Source organism: Rheinheimera sp. (genome assembly GCF_965283995.1).
Taxonomy (GTDB): Bacteria; Pseudomonadota; Gammaproteobacteria; order Enterobacterales; family Alteromonadaceae; genus Pararheinheimera.
Window position 1 is genome coordinate 131821 of record NZ_CBDIQG010000001.1, and the last position, 17709, is coordinate 149529.

General features: G+C 50.3%; 13 protein-coding genes. 7 read left to right on the forward strand and 6 right to left on the reverse strand.

Annotated elements, in window-relative coordinates:
- Positions 1 to 2 precede the first annotated feature (2 nt).
- Positions 3 to 4478, reverse strand: a complete 4476-nt coding sequence (gene gltB, locus ACQ66Q_RS00680; RefSeq protein WP_430455015.1) for a glutamate synthase large subunit — start codon at positions 4476 to 4478, stop codon at positions 3 to 5.
- A gap of 414 nt (positions 4479 to 4892) precedes the next feature.
- Positions 4893 to 5819 carry a GTP cyclohydrolase FolE2 gene (folE2, locus tag ACQ66Q_RS00685; protein WP_430455016.1) on the reverse strand — a complete coding sequence of 309 codons (927 nt, stop codon included), beginning with the start codon at positions 5817 to 5819 and terminating at the stop codon, positions 4893 to 4895.
- Between the two features lie 89 nt (positions 5820 to 5908).
- On the opposite strand from folE2, the gene ACQ66Q_RS00690 reads away from it, so the two are divergent.
- The 3 genes from ACQ66Q_RS00690 (at position 5909) to ACQ66Q_RS00700 (ending at position 10075) form a co-directional block, all read left to right on the forward strand.
- A complete protein-coding gene (locus ACQ66Q_RS00690; protein ID WP_430455017.1) occupies positions 5909 to 6244 on the forward strand; it encodes a hypothetical protein in 336 nt (111 codons plus the stop codon).
- Between the two features lie 93 nt (positions 6245 to 6337).
- Positions 6338 to 8638: an ATP-binding protein gene (locus tag ACQ66Q_RS00695; protein WP_430455018.1), complete on the forward strand. Its 2301-nt coding sequence runs from the start codon at positions 6338 to 6340 to the stop codon at positions 8636 to 8638.
- A 246-nt stretch (positions 8639 to 8884) separates the two neighbouring features.
- Complete coding sequence (locus ACQ66Q_RS00700; RefSeq protein ID WP_430455019.1) at positions 8885 to 10075, forward strand: alpha/beta hydrolase-fold protein; 1191 nt, start codon at positions 8885 to 8887, stop codon at positions 10073 to 10075.
- Between the two features lie 167 nt (positions 10076 to 10242).
- Here the strand turns inward: ACQ66Q_RS00700 and arcA are convergent, their stop codons facing one another.
- Both arcA and ACQ66Q_RS00710 read right to left on the reverse strand, forming a co-directional pair.
- Positions 10243 to 10950 (reverse strand): two-component system response regulator ArcA, encoded by a 708-nt coding sequence (arcA, locus tag ACQ66Q_RS00705; RefSeq protein WP_208930728.1) that lies wholly within the window; start codon positions 10948 to 10950, stop codon positions 10243 to 10245.
- Between the two features lie 196 nt (positions 10951 to 11146).
- Positions 11147 to 12784 (reverse strand): HAMP domain-containing sensor histidine kinase, encoded by a 1638-nt coding sequence (locus tag ACQ66Q_RS00710; RefSeq protein ID WP_430455020.1) that lies wholly within the window; start codon positions 12782 to 12784, stop codon positions 11147 to 11149.
- 195 nt (positions 12785 to 12979) lie between these two features.
- On the opposite strand from ACQ66Q_RS00710, the gene ACQ66Q_RS00715 reads away from it, so the two are divergent.
- Complete coding sequence (locus ACQ66Q_RS00715; protein WP_377241497.1) at positions 12980 to 13378, forward strand: DUF3293 domain-containing protein; 399 nt, start codon at positions 12980 to 12982, stop codon at positions 13376 to 13378.
- A 53-nt stretch (positions 13379 to 13431) separates the two neighbouring features.
- Here ACQ66Q_RS00715 and ACQ66Q_RS00720 read toward each other — a convergent pair whose 3' ends face one another.
- Together ACQ66Q_RS00720 and trmB are read right to left on the reverse strand one after the other, a co-directional pair.
- Positions 13432 to 14457: a methyltransferase gene (locus ACQ66Q_RS00720; RefSeq protein ID WP_430455021.1), complete on the reverse strand. Its 1026-nt coding sequence runs from the start codon at positions 14455 to 14457 to the stop codon at positions 13432 to 13434.
- The gene (gene trmB / locus ACQ66Q_RS00725; protein WP_430455022.1) at positions 14457 to 15215 is read right to left on the reverse strand and encodes a tRNA (guanosine(46)-N7)-methyltransferase TrmB; all 759 of its coding nucleotides are present in this window, start codon (positions 15213 to 15215) and stop codon (positions 14457 to 14459) included. The genes ACQ66Q_RS00720 and trmB overlap by 1 nt, the downstream gene beginning before the upstream one ends.
- Before the next feature lie 130 nt (positions 15216 to 15345).
- On the opposite strand from trmB, the gene mutY reads away from it, so the two are divergent.
- The 3 genes from mutY (at position 15346) to ACQ66Q_RS00740 (ending at position 17709) form a co-directional block, all read left to right on the forward strand.
- Positions 15346 to 16392 (forward strand): A/G-specific adenine glycosylase, encoded by a 1047-nt coding sequence (mutY, locus tag ACQ66Q_RS00730; protein WP_430455023.1) that lies wholly within the window; start codon positions 15346 to 15348, stop codon positions 16390 to 16392.
- A gap of 85 nt (positions 16393 to 16477) precedes the next feature.
- Positions 16478 to 16753 (forward strand): oxidative damage protection protein, encoded by a 276-nt coding sequence (locus ACQ66Q_RS00735; protein ID WP_208930733.1) that lies wholly within the window; start codon positions 16478 to 16480, stop codon positions 16751 to 16753.
- Positions 16754 to 16767: 14 nt separating this feature from the next.
- Entirely contained in the window at positions 16768 to 17709 is a 942-nt protein-coding gene (locus ACQ66Q_RS00740; RefSeq protein ID WP_208930734.1) for a transcriptional regulator GcvA, read from the forward strand.

Genomic DNA, 17709 nt, shown 5'->3' on the forward strand with positions numbered 1-17709 from the left:
CCTTACATCGCCTGAACCCGCAGCTCGGCGGACGAGCGGGCACGGTGGCCCAGCAGGGTATTAACGTCGCTGGTTTTTGGTTTCACCAGCTTAAATTTACTTAAACAGCTCTGGAACGACGACAGGATCTGATGTGCGCGTTCGGAGCCTGTGGCTTCAAAATGTTGATGGATCAGACTGCGCAAATGTTCCTGCAGAATTGGTGTACTGATGTCGAGTGTTTCCACCAGTTCGCCGTTAACGCGCAAATCGAGGTCGTTTTGCTCGTCATACAGGTAAGCGAAGCCACCGGTCATGCCGGCGCCAAAGTTGACACCAGTCTGCCCAAGTACCACCACCACACCGCCGGTCATGTATTCACAGCAGTTATCGCCGGTCCCTTCAATCACCGCTATAGCGCCGGAGTTACGCACGGCAAAACGTTCGCCGGCGCGGCCCGCCGCATATAAACGGCCGCCGGTAGCACCGTACAGGCAAGTGTTGCCGACGATAGTGGCGTTGTCTTTGGCGAAGCTGCAGCCTTTCGGCGGATACACTGCCAGTTGGCCGCCGGTCATGCCTTTACCGACATAGTCGTTGGCATCGCCTTGCAGCGACAGGTGCAGACCACCGGCGTTCCAGACGCCAAAGCTCTGGCCTGCGGTGCCGTTAAACTGCACTTCGATTGGCTCTGTCGCCATGCCCTGATTGCCGTGCGTGCGGGCAATCAGGCCGGACAACTTGGCACCGACTGAGCGGTCGGTGTTGCGAATAGCCAGATTGAGCCGGCCACCGGTCTTGTACTTGACCATGTCAGCACAGCGTTCTACCAACAGCTGGTTCAGCGGGCCATTGTCGAACGGGTCGTTGTTCTGCACACAATGCAGAGATTTATCCGAACTGACGCCACTGGCCAGCAGGATTGGCGTTAAATCCAGCTTGGCCTGACGGGTGGTTTCACCCGGTTTAACACTGAGTAAATCGGTACGACCAATCAGATCGGTAAGTTGGCTAACACCAAGCTCTGCCATCAATTCACGCACTTCAGTTGAAATGAACTTAAAGTAGTTCATCACCATTTCCGGTAAACCGTTGAAATGGTCACGGCGCAGTGTCGCGTCTTGTGTTGCCACGCCGGTGGCACAGTTATTTAGGTGGCAGATCCGCAGGAATTTACAGCCAAGCGCCACCATCGGACCGGTACCAAAACCGAAGCTTTCGGCGCCTAAAATCGCCGCTTTGACCACGTCGAGGCCAGTTTTCAGACCACCGTCCACCTGCAACCGCACACGGTCACGCAAGCCGTTTTCGACCAACGCCTGATGCACTTCGGCAAGGCCCAGCTCCCACGGACTACCGGCATATTTCACTGACGTCAGCGGGCTGGCACCTGTGCCGCCGTCATAACCGGACACAGTGATAAGGTCCGCGTATGCTTTAGCAACGCCAGTGGCGATAGTCCCGACGCCAGGCTCTGACACCAGCTTGACCGAGATCAGCGCCTGTGGATTGACTTGTTTTAAGTCGAAAATCAGCTGCGATAAATCTTCAATCGAATAAATATCGTGATGCGGCGGCGGCGAAATCAGCGTGACGCCCGGCACTGAATAGCGCAGGCGGGCAATTTCAGCCGTGACTTTTTCGCCAGGCAGCTGACCACCTTCACCAGGTTTGGCTCCTTGCGCCACTTTAATCTGGATCACTTCAGCATTAACCAGATAATGCGGCGTCACACCGAAGCGGCCAGAAGCCACTTGTTTGATTTTACTGTTCTTTTCCGTGCCAAACCTGCGTGGATCTTCACCACCTTCACCCGAGTTGGAACGACCACCGAGTCGGTTCATCGCAATCGCTAACGCTTCATGCGCTTCCGGGCTTAAAGCGCCAATCGACATGGCGGCACTGTCAAAGCGCGGATACAGTTGTTCGGCTGGCGATACTTTATCAAGCGCAATTGGCGTCGCCTTCGACTTATCCAGCGCAAACAAATCGCGGATATGCGCGACCGGACGAGTGTTGACCACATCACGATAGGCTTTGTAGTCCTCGTAATCGCCGCTACGCACGGCTTTTTGTAAGGTCTGTACCACATCCGGGTTATAGGCGTGGTATTCGCCATCGTGTACATATTTCAGCAGGCCACCGTGCGTCAGCGGTTTACGCTTCAGCCATGCCGTATTGGCACGAACCAGCACATCGGCTTCAAAATCAGTGAAATCAGCACCACCTAAACGCGAAGGTACGTCCGGGAAGCACAGCTGCATCACGTTTTTATTGATCCCGACCGCTTCAAACAGGTTCGAACAGCGGTAACTGGCCACTGTGGAGATACCCATTTTCGACATGATTTTGTACAGACCTTTGTTGATACCTTTGCGGTAATTCAACACGGCCTGACGGGCGGTCAGGTTGATATTGCCTTTTTCCACCAGCTGTTCGATGGTCTCATAAGCCAGGAACGGATAAATACCGGTGGCACCTAAACCAACCAGCACCGCAAAGTGGTGCGGGTCGCGCGCGCCGGCGGTTTCGATAATGATGTTCGAATCACAGCGCAGCTGGTTATCAACCAAAGCATGATGCACGGCGCCAACACCCATGGCGGCCGGTACCGGCACAAAACCCTGTTGGATCTTGCGATCGGTCAGGATCACCAGTACCACATTGTCTTCACGCACGACGGACACAGCTTCAGCAGCAATGCGGCGCAGCGCATTTTCCAGGCCTTCTTCCGGTGCATAGTTCAGCGAAATAATGTGATGTTTGTAGAAATTCTGATCAGCGGTTTTCAGCTGTTTCAGGTCAGAATACATCATCACCGGCGATTCAAATTGAATACGGCGGGCATAACCAGCGGTTTCACTGAACACGTTGTGTTCGCGGCCAATACTGGTCGCCAGTGACATCACATGCGCTTCACGCAATGGGTCAATTGGCGGGTTGGTGACCTGAGCAAACTGCTGGCGGAAATAATCGTAGAAAGTGCGTGGTTTACGCGACAGCACCGCCATCGGCGTATCGTCGCCCATAGAGCCAACCGCTTCTTGACCATCTTTGGCCAATACCGTGATGACCTGATCGATTTCTTCATAGCTGTAATTAAACAGCTTATGCAGCACCAGCATCTCGTCATCAGAGAATACGCGTTTGCCGATGAGGTCAGTTTCAAACTTCTCATATGGCACCAGACGCTGCACGTTCTGGTTCAGCCAGTGCCGGTACGGGTGACGCGCTTTTAAGTCGGCGTCGATTTCGTCGGAGCGCCAGATGGTTCCGGTTTGAGTATCGATCGCCAGCATCTCGCCCGGGCCCACGCGGCCTTTTTCCAACACTTCATCTGCAGTGTAATCCCAGATCCCGACTTCAGAAGCCAGCGTAATTAACTTGTCTTTGGTGATAACAAAACGGGCAGGGCGCAAGCCGTTGCGGTCCAGATTACAGGCCACGTGCTGACCATTAGTCAGTACGATACCGGCCGGACCATCCCACGGCTCCATATGCATCGAGTTGAATTCGTAAAAGGCTTTTAAGTCGTCGTCCATCACCTTATTGCCTTGCCATGCTGGCGGAACCAGCAAGCGCATGGCGCGGAACAAGTCCATGCCACCGGCTAAAAACAGCTCCAGCATATTATCCAGCGAGCTGGAGTCTGAGCCTTTAGTGCCAACATAAGGTGCCGCTTGTGACATATCCGGAATGAGCGGCGAGGCAAACTTGTATTGCCGGGCCCGCGCCCACTGCCGGTTGCCGGTGATGGTATTGATTTCACCGTTGTGCGCCAGGAAACGGAATGGCTGCGCCAAAGCCCAACGTGGCATCGTGTTGGTAGAGAAACGCTGGTGGAATACGCAAATCGCGGTTTCCATGCGGATATCCGCCAGATCCAGATAGAATCCCGGTAAGTCAGCCGGCATCATCAGACCTTTAAATACGGTGACCAGACTGGAAAAACTCGGGATATAAAAATCGCTGTCATCCGGCATTTGCTCGGCGACCAGCTTTTCGGCGCGACGACGCAGCATATATAGGCGGCGTTCCAGGTCGTGGTCACCCCAGCCTGGCTGGGCACTGACAAACACCTGCATAATTTTCGGCATTGAACTGACCGCAATAGGCCCCAGCACTGAAGCATCGGTAGGCACTTCACGCCAGCCGACCAGTGTTAAAGTCTCACGGGTAATTTCAGCTTCAATAATTGATTTGGCCAGCTCTGCTTTAATCGGGTCCTGACTTAAAAAAATCATCCCGACGCCATATTTTTTGCCCAGCACCCAGTTATTCTCCGCGGCAATAGCGCGGAAAAAACTATCAGGTTTCTGCATAAGCAGACCGCAACCGTCACCGGTTTTGCCGTCTGCTGAAATGCCACCGCGATGCTGCATCCGGGCCAGACCGCTGATTGCAGTTCTGACGATCCGGTGACTTGCCACCCCTTCAAGATGGGTGATCAGACCAAAGCCACAGTTTTCTCTGGCCTGGCTGTGGTGATACAACGCCATGACACACTCCCTCCAACCTGTCCTGCATAAATAAAAATGTAAAAATAGTGAATTTATATTCTTTTAATTTTGGTTTTTACGTGTGAAAGAAAATAACGGTCGTACTTTCAAGGGTCAATGGCTGTTAGAGTTTTTATTCTAGTGTGGTCTGGACGTCTGAACGTAAAGACCTGCTATCAGGTATACCGATTTTTGCTGGAAATTGCAAGATGACTTTTGGCGGAACGCCGGTACTTCATCGCATCTGGTTTGGTCGTTTAAATGTAATAAAATTACAGAAATAGACGTTTTTAGCCGGTTAATGCCTGAGGATAGATGAAAAAAAAGCTGCCACTGGCAGCTTTTTGTTGGTTTTTAGTCTCGGATATATGCGGTAAATATGCGCGCTATTCAGCTCAGTGATAACACACCTGTTCAGGCGCGGTAGCCGCCTTGTAAACCTTTGACTGTCACAGCGACTGCGTCATGCGCATGCAGGGATTCATAATGATTCACCCGCAGCCAGAAGTCTTCAAACTCTGTCAGGCCGTTTAAGGTATGTTTCAGCCGGCGGGCGGCGTCTTCGCAGAACATCAGGTTTTGACCGTTTAAGCGGGCAAATTCCTGTTCGTCGGCTCGTTTTACCGCTGCCTGCACTGGTGTTTTCAGTGCGTCTTCAATCGCATCAATCAGCGCTACAATCGGAAACTCAGTCACGTTGTGCTGCAGTTTCACTTTAACTTCGGCCACTGAGCGCTGGCTGTGCGGGGTCGCAACAATACCTTGCGTCGTGCCAAGCCAATCCACTACTAGCTCACTGCTGATTTGCTGCTGACCAGCAAAACGGCTGACAAAAGCTTCCTGGATCAACTGGCGCGCCAATGCGGCAGAACAAGGACAAGTCGATGAATAAGGTACATTAATCTTGAGTTCTACTTGTAATTGCTTTTCCACTACCTGACCGGTAATAGTCACCGGGTAAGCTTTCCAGCCTTGTTTTTCGGTGATGAGTGCCTTGCGGCGTAAATGCAGATCAAAATCAAACTTCACAAAAGCCTGATCGCTTAAATCTTCATGGGTGGTAATAAAAGTGTCGAGCAGGTTACACAAGGTGGCATGGCTCAGGCTGGACTCACGGGACAATTCGTCCAGCGCCAAGTACAACCGTGACATATGAATGCCTTTGGCTTTCGGGTCGGCCAGATTGACGAATGCTTCGACTTTGGCACTGACCTGACGCGGGGCTTCACCGTGTAACGCCAGCATCAACGGCACTTCAATATGGCTCATGCCAACCCAGTCTAAAGTGCCCTCAGTGGTGGCACATGATTGGTTGGCTACATCTGGCATCGCTATCGGCATGAAATCTCCGGGACTGTCTGTTGCGACTACTTCAGCACGCTTTGTCTGTAAAAAGGCCGGCATTCTATCAAGCTTCACACATTTGTCTTATGAAAAATTTGCAAAGGTGCCATCCATTTTTTCGTTCGATCGGCGTACCGGATTTGGCTTTACTCTGTCATAAGCTGCTATGTGGGGGCGGCTTTGGCAGAAACAAGAATAAATACCTGATAAAATTAGTCGGGTATTTTACCCCTTTCCTTTACGCACTGACAAGCAAGCCGGATCAGCCGGTTCTATGCCTTAGATGGTTTAAACGGCATATTGCTGGCGGTATTTACCGCGCAATTATCGGTCTGGTCCTTGATCTGCAATTGGCAAAGATGTCAGGACAAGATAATCTAACCGGTACAAATCAGGCCCGAATTGATGCTGGTTCAGGTTGAATTTATACCGCTTTTTTATCGGTCAGAAGCTATCCGCTTTGACTGAATCTGTTGCGATTTAGTCCTGCAGTTGCAGGGAGAGGTACAAACTGCATGAGTCAATACCGGATCCATCCCTGGGTCAGTCAGCTGGCGCTGGTGCTGAAGCAGTGGGGCTGGTTGCAGTTGTTCAGTCTGACGACTCTGCTCATCATTGTCGCTTCAGGCCTGATTGCATTAGCGTTTAGTCTGACGCTGCATAACCGGGTTGACTGGGAATTTATCAGTGGCGCTGTTTTGTTTGCTGTAGTGGCCGCGCCGCCCTTAGTGTCTGCCTGCCTTTATCTGATTAAACACCTCGATGCGACTTTATTTTACCTGCAGGACTCTGCCCGTCAGGAAAAACGCCTGAACGAAAACCTGCAGGAGAATATCCGCCAGCTGAACTTCGAAATTGAAGAGCGAAAAAAAGCTTTTCAAGCCAAACGCCAGGCTGTAGATGAACTACGCAAAGAAATTACCGAGCGGAAAAAGACCCAGCTATTAGTCGAAGAACAAAGCTTATTGATGAAGTCGATTGTCGACAGCTCGCCCGATTTGTTTTATTACCGCGACGAAACCGGCCGATTCGCCAGCTGCAATAAAATGTTCGAACGGATGATTGGCAAAAGCTCGAGCGAGTTGATTGGTCATTATCCGTCAGAAATTTACGCGCCGGACATGGCGCCGGCGGCGATCCTGACCGACCACGAAGTGTCGGTGAATCAGGCCGAGCTGACACTGGACGTGGAATACAACACACCGGATGGCCAGTTAATGTGGTTTGAAATGCGCAAGGTGCCGTTTTTTGACCGGCAGGGCAGATACATCGGGTTACTCGGCTTTGGTCGGGATATCACGTCGCGGAAAATGGCTGAACAAGCGCTGGAACGGGCCTATCAGGATAAAGGCAAGTTTATCGCGACATTAAGTCATGAATTGCGCACGCCGCTGAATGGTATTGTGGGTCTGACCCGGCGCTTACTCGAAACCCGCTTAACGAACGAGCAGCGTAGCTGGGCCAATACCATTTTCAGCAGTGCCGAAACACTCGGCAATATCTTTAATGACATCATCGACTTAGACAAAATCGACCGGCAGGATTTGGATATCCTGTATCAAAGCACCGATATAGCTCAGTTTATTCTCGATATCGCCAATTTTGCTGAGCTGATTTGTCAGCAAAAAGGCTTGTCATTTAAATTGCAGCAGGTTGGCGAGCTGCATGGTTATCTGAAGATGGACCCGACACGGGTACGGCAGGTGTTGTGGAATTTGCTCAGTAATGCGGTGAAGTTCACTGCGCGTGGTGAAATCAGTTTGTATGCTGAATTGTGCGGGCAAGAGCTGATTTTTGTCGTCAGTGATACCGGTATTGGTATTTCACTGCACGAACAGCAGCGTATCTTTGATATGTATTACAAATCCAGTGACGGCCGGCGTCTTAGTATTGTTGGCTCCGGCATTGGATTATCGGTGTCCAAAGCGCTGGTGGAGGCCATGGGGGGGCATGTGACGGTGCAAAGCCAGATCAACCAGGGCAGCCATTTCACAGTCCGGTTACCAACCGAAGTGCAGCAGGCGCCTGAATTGAACCAACCGCTGGTTTGCCCGGAACTGACTGTTTTACTGGTCGAAGACGTGCCACTCAATGCTGAAATCGCCACTAATCTGCTGGAACAACGTGGCCACACTGTGGTGCATGCTGAAACCGGTGAAGATGCGCTGGCATTGCTGGAAACAGAAGATGATATCGATTTGGTGCTGCTTGATATGCAATTGCCGGATATGAATGGCGATCAAATCGCCCGTTTTATGCAGCAAGAACCGCATCTGGCACAAATTCCAATTGTCGTGTTAAGCGCCAATGTGCGTAAGGCCGAGCAACAGCTTGAAGGCATCAGTATCGCCGGCGCTTTAGCGAAACCAATCAATACCAATAAGCTGGACCAGGTGCTGGCCAGATTATTCTCGCCGAGCGCCTCGCGGCAGCAGCAAATTCAGGAGCAGGACGACAAAGAGCCACAGGATACTGTGCTTGATACCAATACCTTGCAGGATTATCTGCAATCGCTGGGTAAAGGCCCGATGCAGCGCAGTATGCAACTGTTTCAGCAATTAGTACCTGGTTACGTCAATAAGATGGTTGAAGCAGCCACTATGCAGCAATTGCAGGAATTTCAGGATGCAGCGCACAAGCTTAAAGGCGCCGCAGCATCGGTTGGTTTATTGTGGGTACAGCAACAGGCGAAGCAATTAGAACAGCTCGAACAACCGAACTGGACTGCCGTACAACGTCAGTTAATTGAGTTCCACCTGACCATTGATGCGCACTTGCAGTTGCTTGATGAGTATCTCTCAGCCTATGAAGGCTAGGCGACGCGTCGGCTGGGCCTGATGTGTTTAGTTCTGCCGTGGGTTACTGCTCCGTCTGTTCTTTTTGATGGCGCTGCGACAGCCTGAATCGCGCTGCCCGCTACCGCGAAAATAGCCTTTGATTTTCTGCCACCACCACTCGTCACCGCCTGCTCACCTTCTGTTGCATTGGCAAAATTGAAACATGTGCTATGCCGGAGCTATGTGTTAGTTTGGTTAAAAATTATGAATGTAAATGGAAATGCAATGAAGGGAATGGTTAATATCAGCAAGCTTTTTGCCTCATTATTGCTTGCCGTTGTTGCAACTTCGGTCACGGCACGACAAACGCAAAGCATTGACGATAAGTACAAATTTCAGACAAAAACTGTCTATTCCAAAGCGCTTAAAGAAAAACGTGCTATCACAGTACAACTTCCGAAGAGCTATTCAGCCAAACCCAACAAGAAGTATCCGGTCATTTACCGGCTGGATGGTGCTGGCAACCTGCCTTTGATCAGCAGTGTCTTAGAGCGCCTGCAAGAAGCAAATGCTGCACCTGAAGTCATCATAGTGGCCATTGAAAATACCGACCGGCTACGGGATCTGTACCCAACCGTCAACCAGGAGCCGCAGGGCCCGGTGGGCATCGGCGGCGGGGCGCCAAAGTTCTTAAATTTTATAAAAGACGAACTTATCCCCTTTATTGATGACAACTATCGCACGCATAATTTTAAAGTGATCGCCGGTGCATCCGCTGGCGGCGTGTTCGTGCTACATGCTTTGCAAACCTATCCGGACTTGTTTCAGGCGCATTTGGCATATAGCCCGGCGGTATGGTGGGACTTTGGCGCTACGGCAAAAAGTACCAAAGCTTTTATCGCCAATACAAAAAGCTTAAACAATTATTTGTATCTGAATATCGGTGAAGAGGGAGGATTTATGCGGCAACGATATGATGATATGCACAACTTCATTTTGGCCAATCAGCCAAAGGGTTTAAAGTTTGTCAGTGATGAATTTGAACATGTACCGCATGAACTGACCTCGGTCGCAGGGATATTTAATGCGTATCAGAATCTGTTCTTGCCGCTACAGATGCCACTGCGGGCTTATAGCGGTGAAACCAGTTCAATTGCTGATTATTACCAGAATCTGTCAAATCAATACGGCGAGCAGACGATTGCACCGGAAGCGGTTATTCGGGAACTTGGCTATCAATTCGTCAATAGCGGCAAGCTGAATGAAGCACTGAAGCTATTCAGATATGCTGTAGAGCTGCATCCTGATAAAGCCGAAGCCTACAACGGTCTGGCGTATGGTTTTGAGCAAAACAAGATGTATAAAGAGTCACTGGAGCAGGTGAACAAAGCTATTGCTTTATCCAAACAAAGTGGCGACGGCTATCAGGTGTTCCTGGCCCGTAAAGAACGACTGCAGCAGTTGTTGGCTCAGTAGTTTTTTGAAAACAAGCCTTCAGGTTGGCGCCTTTTGGCGCGCTGCCCCGGATTTGCTGCAGGCATTTGAGCTTTGAGGGAGCTAAAAACAGCGCGCGACGGGTTGTCTGTATTGCATGCATAAAAAACGGCGACCAAAGTCGCCGTTGTTGTTTTTTGCAGACTGAATTATTTTTCAATCTTGCCGACGAAGCGGTAGCCTTCGCCGTGGATAGTGCTGATCAGTTCCGGGCTGTCGATGTCCGATTCGAAGTGCTTACGGATACGACGGATGGTAACGTCAACGGTCCGGTCGTTTGGACGCAGATCACGGCCGGTCATGTGACGGATTAACTGTTCACGGGTAAAGATTTTGCCCGGTGTATCAAGCATCAGACGCAGTGCGCGGTATTCGCCTTTTGGCAGACGACGCGACACACCTTTTGGTGAGGTCAGGTTGCGGCTGTTTTCATCCAGCGTCCAGCCATTAAACTTCACGACGCTCTTATGTTCTTCGACCACAGGCTGAGCCACAGTGCGGCTTAACAGATTGCGGGCGCGGATGGTCAGTTCACGTGGGTTAAATGGTTTGGTCAGGTAGTCATCGGCGCCAATTTCCAGACCCAGAATGCGATCAACTTCGCTATCGCGGCCGGTCAGGAAAATTAAACCGATATTTTCTTTCTGGCGTAATTCACGCGCCAGAATTAAGCCATTTTTCCCTGGCAGATTAATGTCCATAACGATCAGATTGACAGCATTGTCGGTCAGTTGCTGATGCATCTCTTCACCATTGATGGCTTCGAGAACATCATAGCCTTCGCCTTCGAACAACTGGACCAGATTTAAACGGGTTACTTCCTCGTCTTCAACGATCAAAATCACCGGCGTCTGCATGGAGATAAACCTTATGTTAACTATGTTGGATTTTCGCGCGAGTCGAAACTGGTCAAATGACAAGCGGTTGTCATTTTTTTTGCAATTATAGCTTTGGGTCCAATTGTTAACAAGTGATTTTGTTAACAATTAGATTTTGCTTAAATATATGGAGTTTTACTGAAAATATTCATTTAAAAACAGTTGCTTATAATCATTAGAGCGTTGATGCAGCGCTGCTTTTTACGATAACCGGAAAATCAAACAGGATATCGACACCTTCACCTAACGAACTTTCCAGGCTTATTTTGCCGTTTAATGCCTGGGTAACCAGGTTGTACACCAGATGCATCCCCAGACCACTGCCGCCTTCACCACGCTTTGTTGTGACGAAGGGATCAAAGATCCGTTTTTTGATATGTTCAGGCACGCCAGAGCCGTTGTCTTTGTATCGGATTTGACAGCGGTTTTGCTCTACTTTTACCGTGATGTTGATGGTGCCGTGATCGGTATGTTCAAAGGCATGGATCAGGCTGTTCATTATCAGATTGATCAGGATCTGATTGATAGGGCCGGGTTTGCTGTCAATTTCCAGCTGTGGATCACATTCGACCAACACTTGGTGCTGGGTCTTTTTCAGATTGGGCCGCAATGACAACAAAACTTCATTCATCAGCTGCAACATATTAAATTGCCTGCGGTTTTCGTTCGACTGATCCACTGCCACCTGCTTAAAGCTGCGGATCAAACTGGCTGCGCGCTCCAGATTGCGATAGATAATGCCGAGGTTTTCTTTGCTTTCACTTAAAAATTTTGACAGCTGATTTGACGTCAACTTTTTATCATCGAAGGCTTTCTGAATATCGGTCAGTTTGTCCTGCATCAGCGTCGACGCTGTCACACCAAGGCCAATCGGCGTATTTACCTCATGGGCAACACCGGCCACCATCTGGCCAAGGCTGGCCATTTTTTCAGTTTCAACAATCTGATTCTGGTACTGATGCAGTGTCTCGAGTGTGTTTAACAGATCCTGGTTCGAACTTTTCAGTGCAACAGTCCGCTCATTAATTTTTGCTTCAAGCCCTTGGTTTAACTGGCGAATTTCTTGCTCAGCCTGTTGCAGTTTATTGATTTGCTGTTCAATGCGCTCGAGCATGTTATTGACGGCGCGACCGAGCATTTGCAGCTCTTCAATGTCGGTAACCGGCATTCTGACCGAGTAATTCTTCTCTTTGGTTACTTTTTGCACAGTTGTTAGCAATGTTTCAATCGGCGCGGTAAACCGGCGCTGCAACATGCGGCTGATGAAATAAGCGCACAGTAAAGCAATCACTGCGATCCACAGATCAAACAGGATCCGGCTTTGCACATACTTGCCAAGCTCGGCCATACTGGCGCGAATATAGATATACCCGAGCTTTTTCCCTTCAAACTCAACAACTTTACTGATTTCGACAATGTCACCTTCAAACTGAGGCTGCTGTAGTTTTTCGACTTTGCTGAATTGTGTGGGGTGGGGGCCAACGTCACGTCTGTTATAACTGGAAAAAAAACTAAGCTCGCCGGTTTCAGCTGTTAATTTGTAGATATGAATGTTGTGCAAAATATCAACAGCGGCAAAAGATTTCAGCCGGTTTTCTTCGATCTCCGGGTCGTCATACAAAATGCCGGCGACGGAGTTAAATGCGATGATATTGGCGTAGGCGTGCAGCTGATCTATCAGTTTTTTCTTTTGAAAACTAATATCCTGCAGCGTGGAAATAGTCAGCGATGCCAGCAAGGTGACACTGCAAATCAGCATCACAACCCAGCTCAGCGCTGCTTTGATAGATGTCGTGCGTAATAAGGAATTCATGTATCCGTTCACAGCCCCTTACAACATTCTCACCAGGCATCGCTCCGACATCTGATTGATTTGGCGGAGACTTTCGCGTTTGAGATAGCGCTGACTGATGTTATGCACTTTCAGGTAATTAAGCAAACGACCTGACAAAATTCTTTGGCTGGGTTATAGTCAGCGCCGACATGCAATTGCTGACAGGAGCCTTTGATGGATCTGTGGGAAAGCTATAAAACCAGCGTGTTTTTGTGTCACCAGCCTTTGGGCGACCAAATCAATTTCGCCATCATCAGCGCGCAAAATCCACATGGTGATGTAAAACATCATCAGCTGAATCTGACTTTAGATTGTCAGTTTGAAACCCGTTTAAATGCTGCACATTTACCCCATCGCCGACTGATTGGCGCTTCACCGGATTTATCATTTCAGGAACATAGCTGGGCCGTGTTGTGCGACAAAGCCACAGCAGTTGAATTGGCGCGGAAATTTTGTCAGAACGCCATTTATTGGGTCGAAGCCGGTGAGTTGTATCTGGTACCGGCGTTGTTTAAAAATCACGAAGAATATCTTGGTACTTACCAAAGCCGGCAGATCTATCTGGCGGACTGATTTTAAGCTGTAAAAAAAGGCGCTCGAGGCGCCTTTTTCTGTTAAACCGCTACTTAGCCGGCAAACTTACTGTAATACACGACAAAACCCTGCTGGCGCGCCAGTTCTTTAACATTGCCAAAAGCTGTTTGCAGCCACTGGGCATAAGGCAAGTGGGCGTTAGCAACCAGTGTCAGCGTGCCGCCAGTGGCTAAATGTTGCTTACATTGGCTGATAAACAACTCCGCGACAGACAAATCGGTTTTTAAGCCGGTATGAAACGGCGGGTTACTGACAATGTGTTGAAACTTCGGCAAGCCTGCAGAAAGGCCATCCTGACACAAAGTGTTGCCCTGCAATTGATTCAGCTGCAGCGTGGCTTGTGCCGATGCGACAGCGAGAGCACAGATGTCAGTGGCATATAGTTCTATCGACGGCTGTTGCTGCTTCAGCAAGGCGCCGATAATGCCGGCGCCACAGGCAAAATCCAGTACCTTGCCAGCCTGCACATGACCAAGATGTTTTAACAACAAAGCGGTGCCAGCATCGAGTTTACCGTGATTAAACACGCCGGGTAGCGAGCAAAACTGCAGTTGTTGGTTGTTGCTGCCAACCTGCGCTGTCAGGCTGAACCGACCAAAATCCTGTTTTGGCAACGGCTTATCAAACAGCCCGTTTAGCACAAACCACAGACAATGTTTTGCGTTATCAAGCTTGTGGGCATGTAACCCGAGCTTTTCGGCATGGGCGACCAGGCTCTTTATACCGCCTTTGTTGTCACCAACCAGGTATACCAGTGTGTCGGCATGAATCACAGGCGCCAGTTCGGCCAGCGTAAACGCCAGCTGCTCTTTGCTTTTTGGATAAAACAACACGACAGTGTCGAACTGCTCTTGGCAGTCCAGCCGGGCCGAGAAGAAACATGTACGGGCACGGCCAAAGGCTTTAGCGACTGCAGCATCGGTGCAATAAACACTGAAATCGACGGCAGCGGCTTGAAGTTCCTGCGCCAGATCATCAGCCATCGGCTCGACCAGCAGTACTTTGCCCTGTAAATCATTGCGGTTGCGCAGCACCAGCTGGCTTTGTGGGAACAACATCAGGATTGCCGCTCAAACATCAGATCCCACACGCCATGGCCAAGTTTCACACCACGGTTTTCGAATTTAGTTAAAGGCCGGTGATCAGGTCTTGGTACGTATTGCTGATCTTCTGCCTGATTGCGGTAACCTTCGGCGGCCATCATCACGTCAAGCATATGTTCAGCGTAGTTTTCCCAATCGGTCGCCAGATGGAACACACCGCCGATCTTCAGTTTTTGCCGTAGCATCTGGACAAAATCCGGCTGCACAATACGGCGCTTATGGTGACGTTTTTTATGCCACGGGTCCGGGAAGAATAATTGAATTGTGTCTAATGATGCGTCCGGAATGCAGTCACGCAGCACTTCTACTGCATCATGTTCGAATAAACGCAGGTTTTGCACCGCTTCAGTTTCGGCTTCGCCCAAACAGGCGCCGACGCCTGGTTTGTGCACTTCGATACCGATGAAATCCATCTGTGGCGCCGCTTTGGCCATCGCCACCAGCGATTTACCCATACCAAAACCGATCTCCAGCACCAATGGTGCTTTACGACCAAAAACCTGTTCTAAATCATAGAGCTCTGCCTGATATTCCAGCCCCATCGTTGGCCAGAACAGTTCAAGGCTGCGTTGCTGACCTTTGGTCAAGCGGCCTTCACGCAGGACAAAACTGCGGATCCGACGCAGATATTTCGGCTCTTCAGCCGATGTTGCTGCATCCGGCAGATCCGGTTGCGCTAAAACTGACTGGTCGGGATTGGCTTGCTGACTCATCGGGAACTCCGCTTAAAAAAGGCCGCATATTATGCCGCCTGTGGCCACAATGCTCAACCTGCATCTGTTGGCAGTTGGCGCCGGGACGTTTAGACTGCGGGCCTGAGTAGTCGGTGGCCGGAATATGATTTTGAGCAGTACGCGAAATAACGACATAGCGCCAGATGCGGGCAGAGCTGAACTTGCGGTGATTAGCGCCAAGGTCATTGAGTGGCAGCGCAGCCATGGTCGTCATCAGTTGCCGTGGCAACAGGACGTCACGCCATACAAAGTGCTGGTGTCTGAATTAATGCTGCAACAGACGCAGGTTGCGACGGTGATCCCGTATTTCAATCGCTGGATGCAGGTCTTTCCCAACGCCGAAGCGCTGGCAGCTGCCGCCGAAGATGAAGTGATGCGATTGTGGCAGGGCCTTGGTTATTATGCCCGGGCACGTAATTTACAAAAAGCTGCCCGCTATATCGCAGAGCTCGGGGAGTTTCCGGCAACGCTGGACGCTTTATTGCAGGTGCCGGGAGTAGGCCGTTATACCGCCGGCGCCATCATGTCGTTTGCCTATCAGCAATATGGGCCTATCGTCGACGGTAACGTCCGGCGCCTGTATTGCCGGTTATTTGCCCTCGACGGCATCCCGAATACGCCGGCGCTGGAAAAACAACTCTGGGCGAAAGCTGAGCTGTTGACACCGAATCATCAACAAGGACACGCCGATTGCCGCGCTTTTGCCCAGGGTTTGCTGGATCTGGGCGCGACGGTCTGTAAACCACGCCAGCCCTTGTGTGAATTGTGTCCGCTGGCCGCGCATTGCCAGGCGTTAGCGCAGAATCGGATTGCATCGCTGCCTAATGCCAAACCGAAAAAGACCGTACCGGTCAAAGACGGCCATTTTTTGTTGATCCGCCAACAGCAAAAAGTCTTGCTGGTAAAAAGACCCGGCGCCGGCATCTGGCCAGCGCTCTGGTGTTTGCCACAACCTGAGTTGGCACCGGCAGATGCTGAACTTATCGGTGAATTCAGTCACCAGTTCACCCATTACAAATTGCAGGCAAAAGTCTGGGCGGCGGAATTGACGTTGCAAAACGCCGAACAAGCCTGGGTTGATCTGAGCTGTCTGGATGATTTTGGCTTACCGGCGCCGGTGCGGCTTTACCTGCAATCAATCTTAAAAGCTGGCTAGCCCGGTAACGGCATTTACGAAAAACGCCTGCAGCCAAACTAAAATGCATTACAATAGCGCCACTTGTGCTATTCGGAGATATTAAATGGCCCGCGATGTATATTGTGTATTCCTGAAAAAAACCGCCCCTGGTCTGGATTTCCAGCTGTATCCGGGCGAGCTTGGCAAAAAAATCTTCGACAACATCAGCAAAGAAGCGTTTTCGCAGTGGCAAAGCAAACAGACCATGCTGATCAATGAGAAAAAACTCAATATGATGAACCTCGAACATCGCAAACTGCTGGAAGAGCAGATGCAGAAGTTTTTGTTTGAAGGCGAAGCTGTTGATATTGAAGGCTATGTGCCGCAAGCTAAATCTTAAGCCGGAACTGACCTATGGCCCGTCGCCTGCCGCCGCTGAACGCATTAAAAGCCTTTGAAACGGCCGCCCGCCATTTAAGCTTTACCAAAGCGGCAGAGGAAATGTTCGTCACTCAGGCGGCGATCAGCCATCAGATCAAAGCGCTGGAAGACCATCTTGGCCTCAAGTTGTTTATGCGGAAAAACCGCTCTTTATTGCTGACGGAAGAAGGCCAGGGTTATTTCCTCGATATCAAAGAAATTTTCCTGCAATTACACGAAGCCACTGAAAAACTGCTGGCACGCGGCGCCAAAGGCTCGTTAACGGTCAGTCTGCCGCCCAGTTTTGCCATCCAGTGGCTGGTGCCACGGTTAAGCCTGTTCAGTGAATTGAATCCGGACATTGATGTGCGCATTCGCGCTGTCGACTACGAAGAAGGTTCGCTGACCGACGACGTCGACGTGGCGATTTATTATGGCCGCGGCAGCTGGCGGAATTTGCACGCGGACAAGCTGCATACCGAATATCTGGTGCCGGTGTGTTCGCCGATGTTGTTAAACCGCGCCAAACCGTTAAACGAACCGGCGGATCTACGTTTTCATACGCTGTTGCACGATGGTACCCGTGAAGCCTGGAAAGCGTGGTTTACCAGCCAGGGTTTTAAGCATTTTAATGTTAATCAGGGGCCGATTTTCAGCCATACCGCGATGGTGTTACAGGCCGCTATTCATGGGCAGGGCGTTGCGCTGGCGCACAATATTCTGGCGCGTCCGGACATTACCTCGGGCCGCTTAATAGTGCCGTTTAATCACGTGTTGCAAAGTAAAGATGCTTATTATCTGGTGTGTCGCGACAATCAGATTGAACTTGGCAAAATTGCCGCGTTTCGCGACTGGATGAATAAACTGGTGGCGCAGGAGCAGGAAGCGTTTAACGAGCAGCAATTTAATATTGCGCTGGTCTCTGAGCAGGATTAA

Coding starts and splice junctions, on each gene's coding strand:
- gltB (WP_430455015.1), bottom strand. CDS start 4,478: ATGGCGTTGTATCACCACAGCCAGGCCAGAGAAAACTGTGGCTTTGGT.
- folE2 (WP_430455016.1), bottom strand. CDS start 5,819: ATGCCGATAGCGATGCCAGATGTAGCCAACCAATCATGTGCCACCACT.
- ACQ66Q_RS00690 (WP_430455017.1), top strand. CDS start 5,909: ATGAAAAATTTGCAAAGGTGCCATCCATTTTTTCGTTCGATCGGCGTA.
- ACQ66Q_RS00695 (WP_430455018.1), top strand. CDS start 6,338: ATGAGTCAATACCGGATCCATCCCTGGGTCAGTCAGCTGGCGCTGGTG.
- ACQ66Q_RS00700 (WP_430455019.1), top strand. CDS start 8,885: ATGAAGGGAATGGTTAATATCAGCAAGCTTTTTGCCTCATTATTGCTT.
- arcA (WP_208930728.1), bottom strand. CDS start 10,950: ATGCAGACGCCGGTGATTTTGATCGTTGAAGACGAGGAAGTAACCCGT.
- ACQ66Q_RS00710 (WP_430455020.1), bottom strand. CDS start 12,784: ATGAATTCCTTATTACGCACGACATCTATCAAAGCAGCGCTGAGCTGG.
- ACQ66Q_RS00715 (WP_377241497.1), top strand. CDS start 12,980: ATGGATCTGTGGGAAAGCTATAAAACCAGCGTGTTTTTGTGTCACCAG.
- ACQ66Q_RS00720 (WP_430455021.1), bottom strand. CDS start 14,457: ATGTTGTTCCCACAAAGCCAGCTGGTGCTGCGCAACCGCAATGATTTA.
- trmB (WP_430455022.1), bottom strand. CDS start 15,215: ATGAGTCAGCAAGCCAATCCCGACCAGTCAGTTTTAGCGCAACCGGAT.
- ACQ66Q_RS00735 (WP_208930733.1), top strand. CDS start 16,478: ATGGCCCGCGATGTATATTGTGTATTCCTGAAAAAAACCGCCCCTGGT.
- ACQ66Q_RS00740 (WP_208930734.1), top strand. CDS start 16,768: ATGGCCCGTCGCCTGCCGCCGCTGAACGCATTAAAAGCCTTTGAAACG.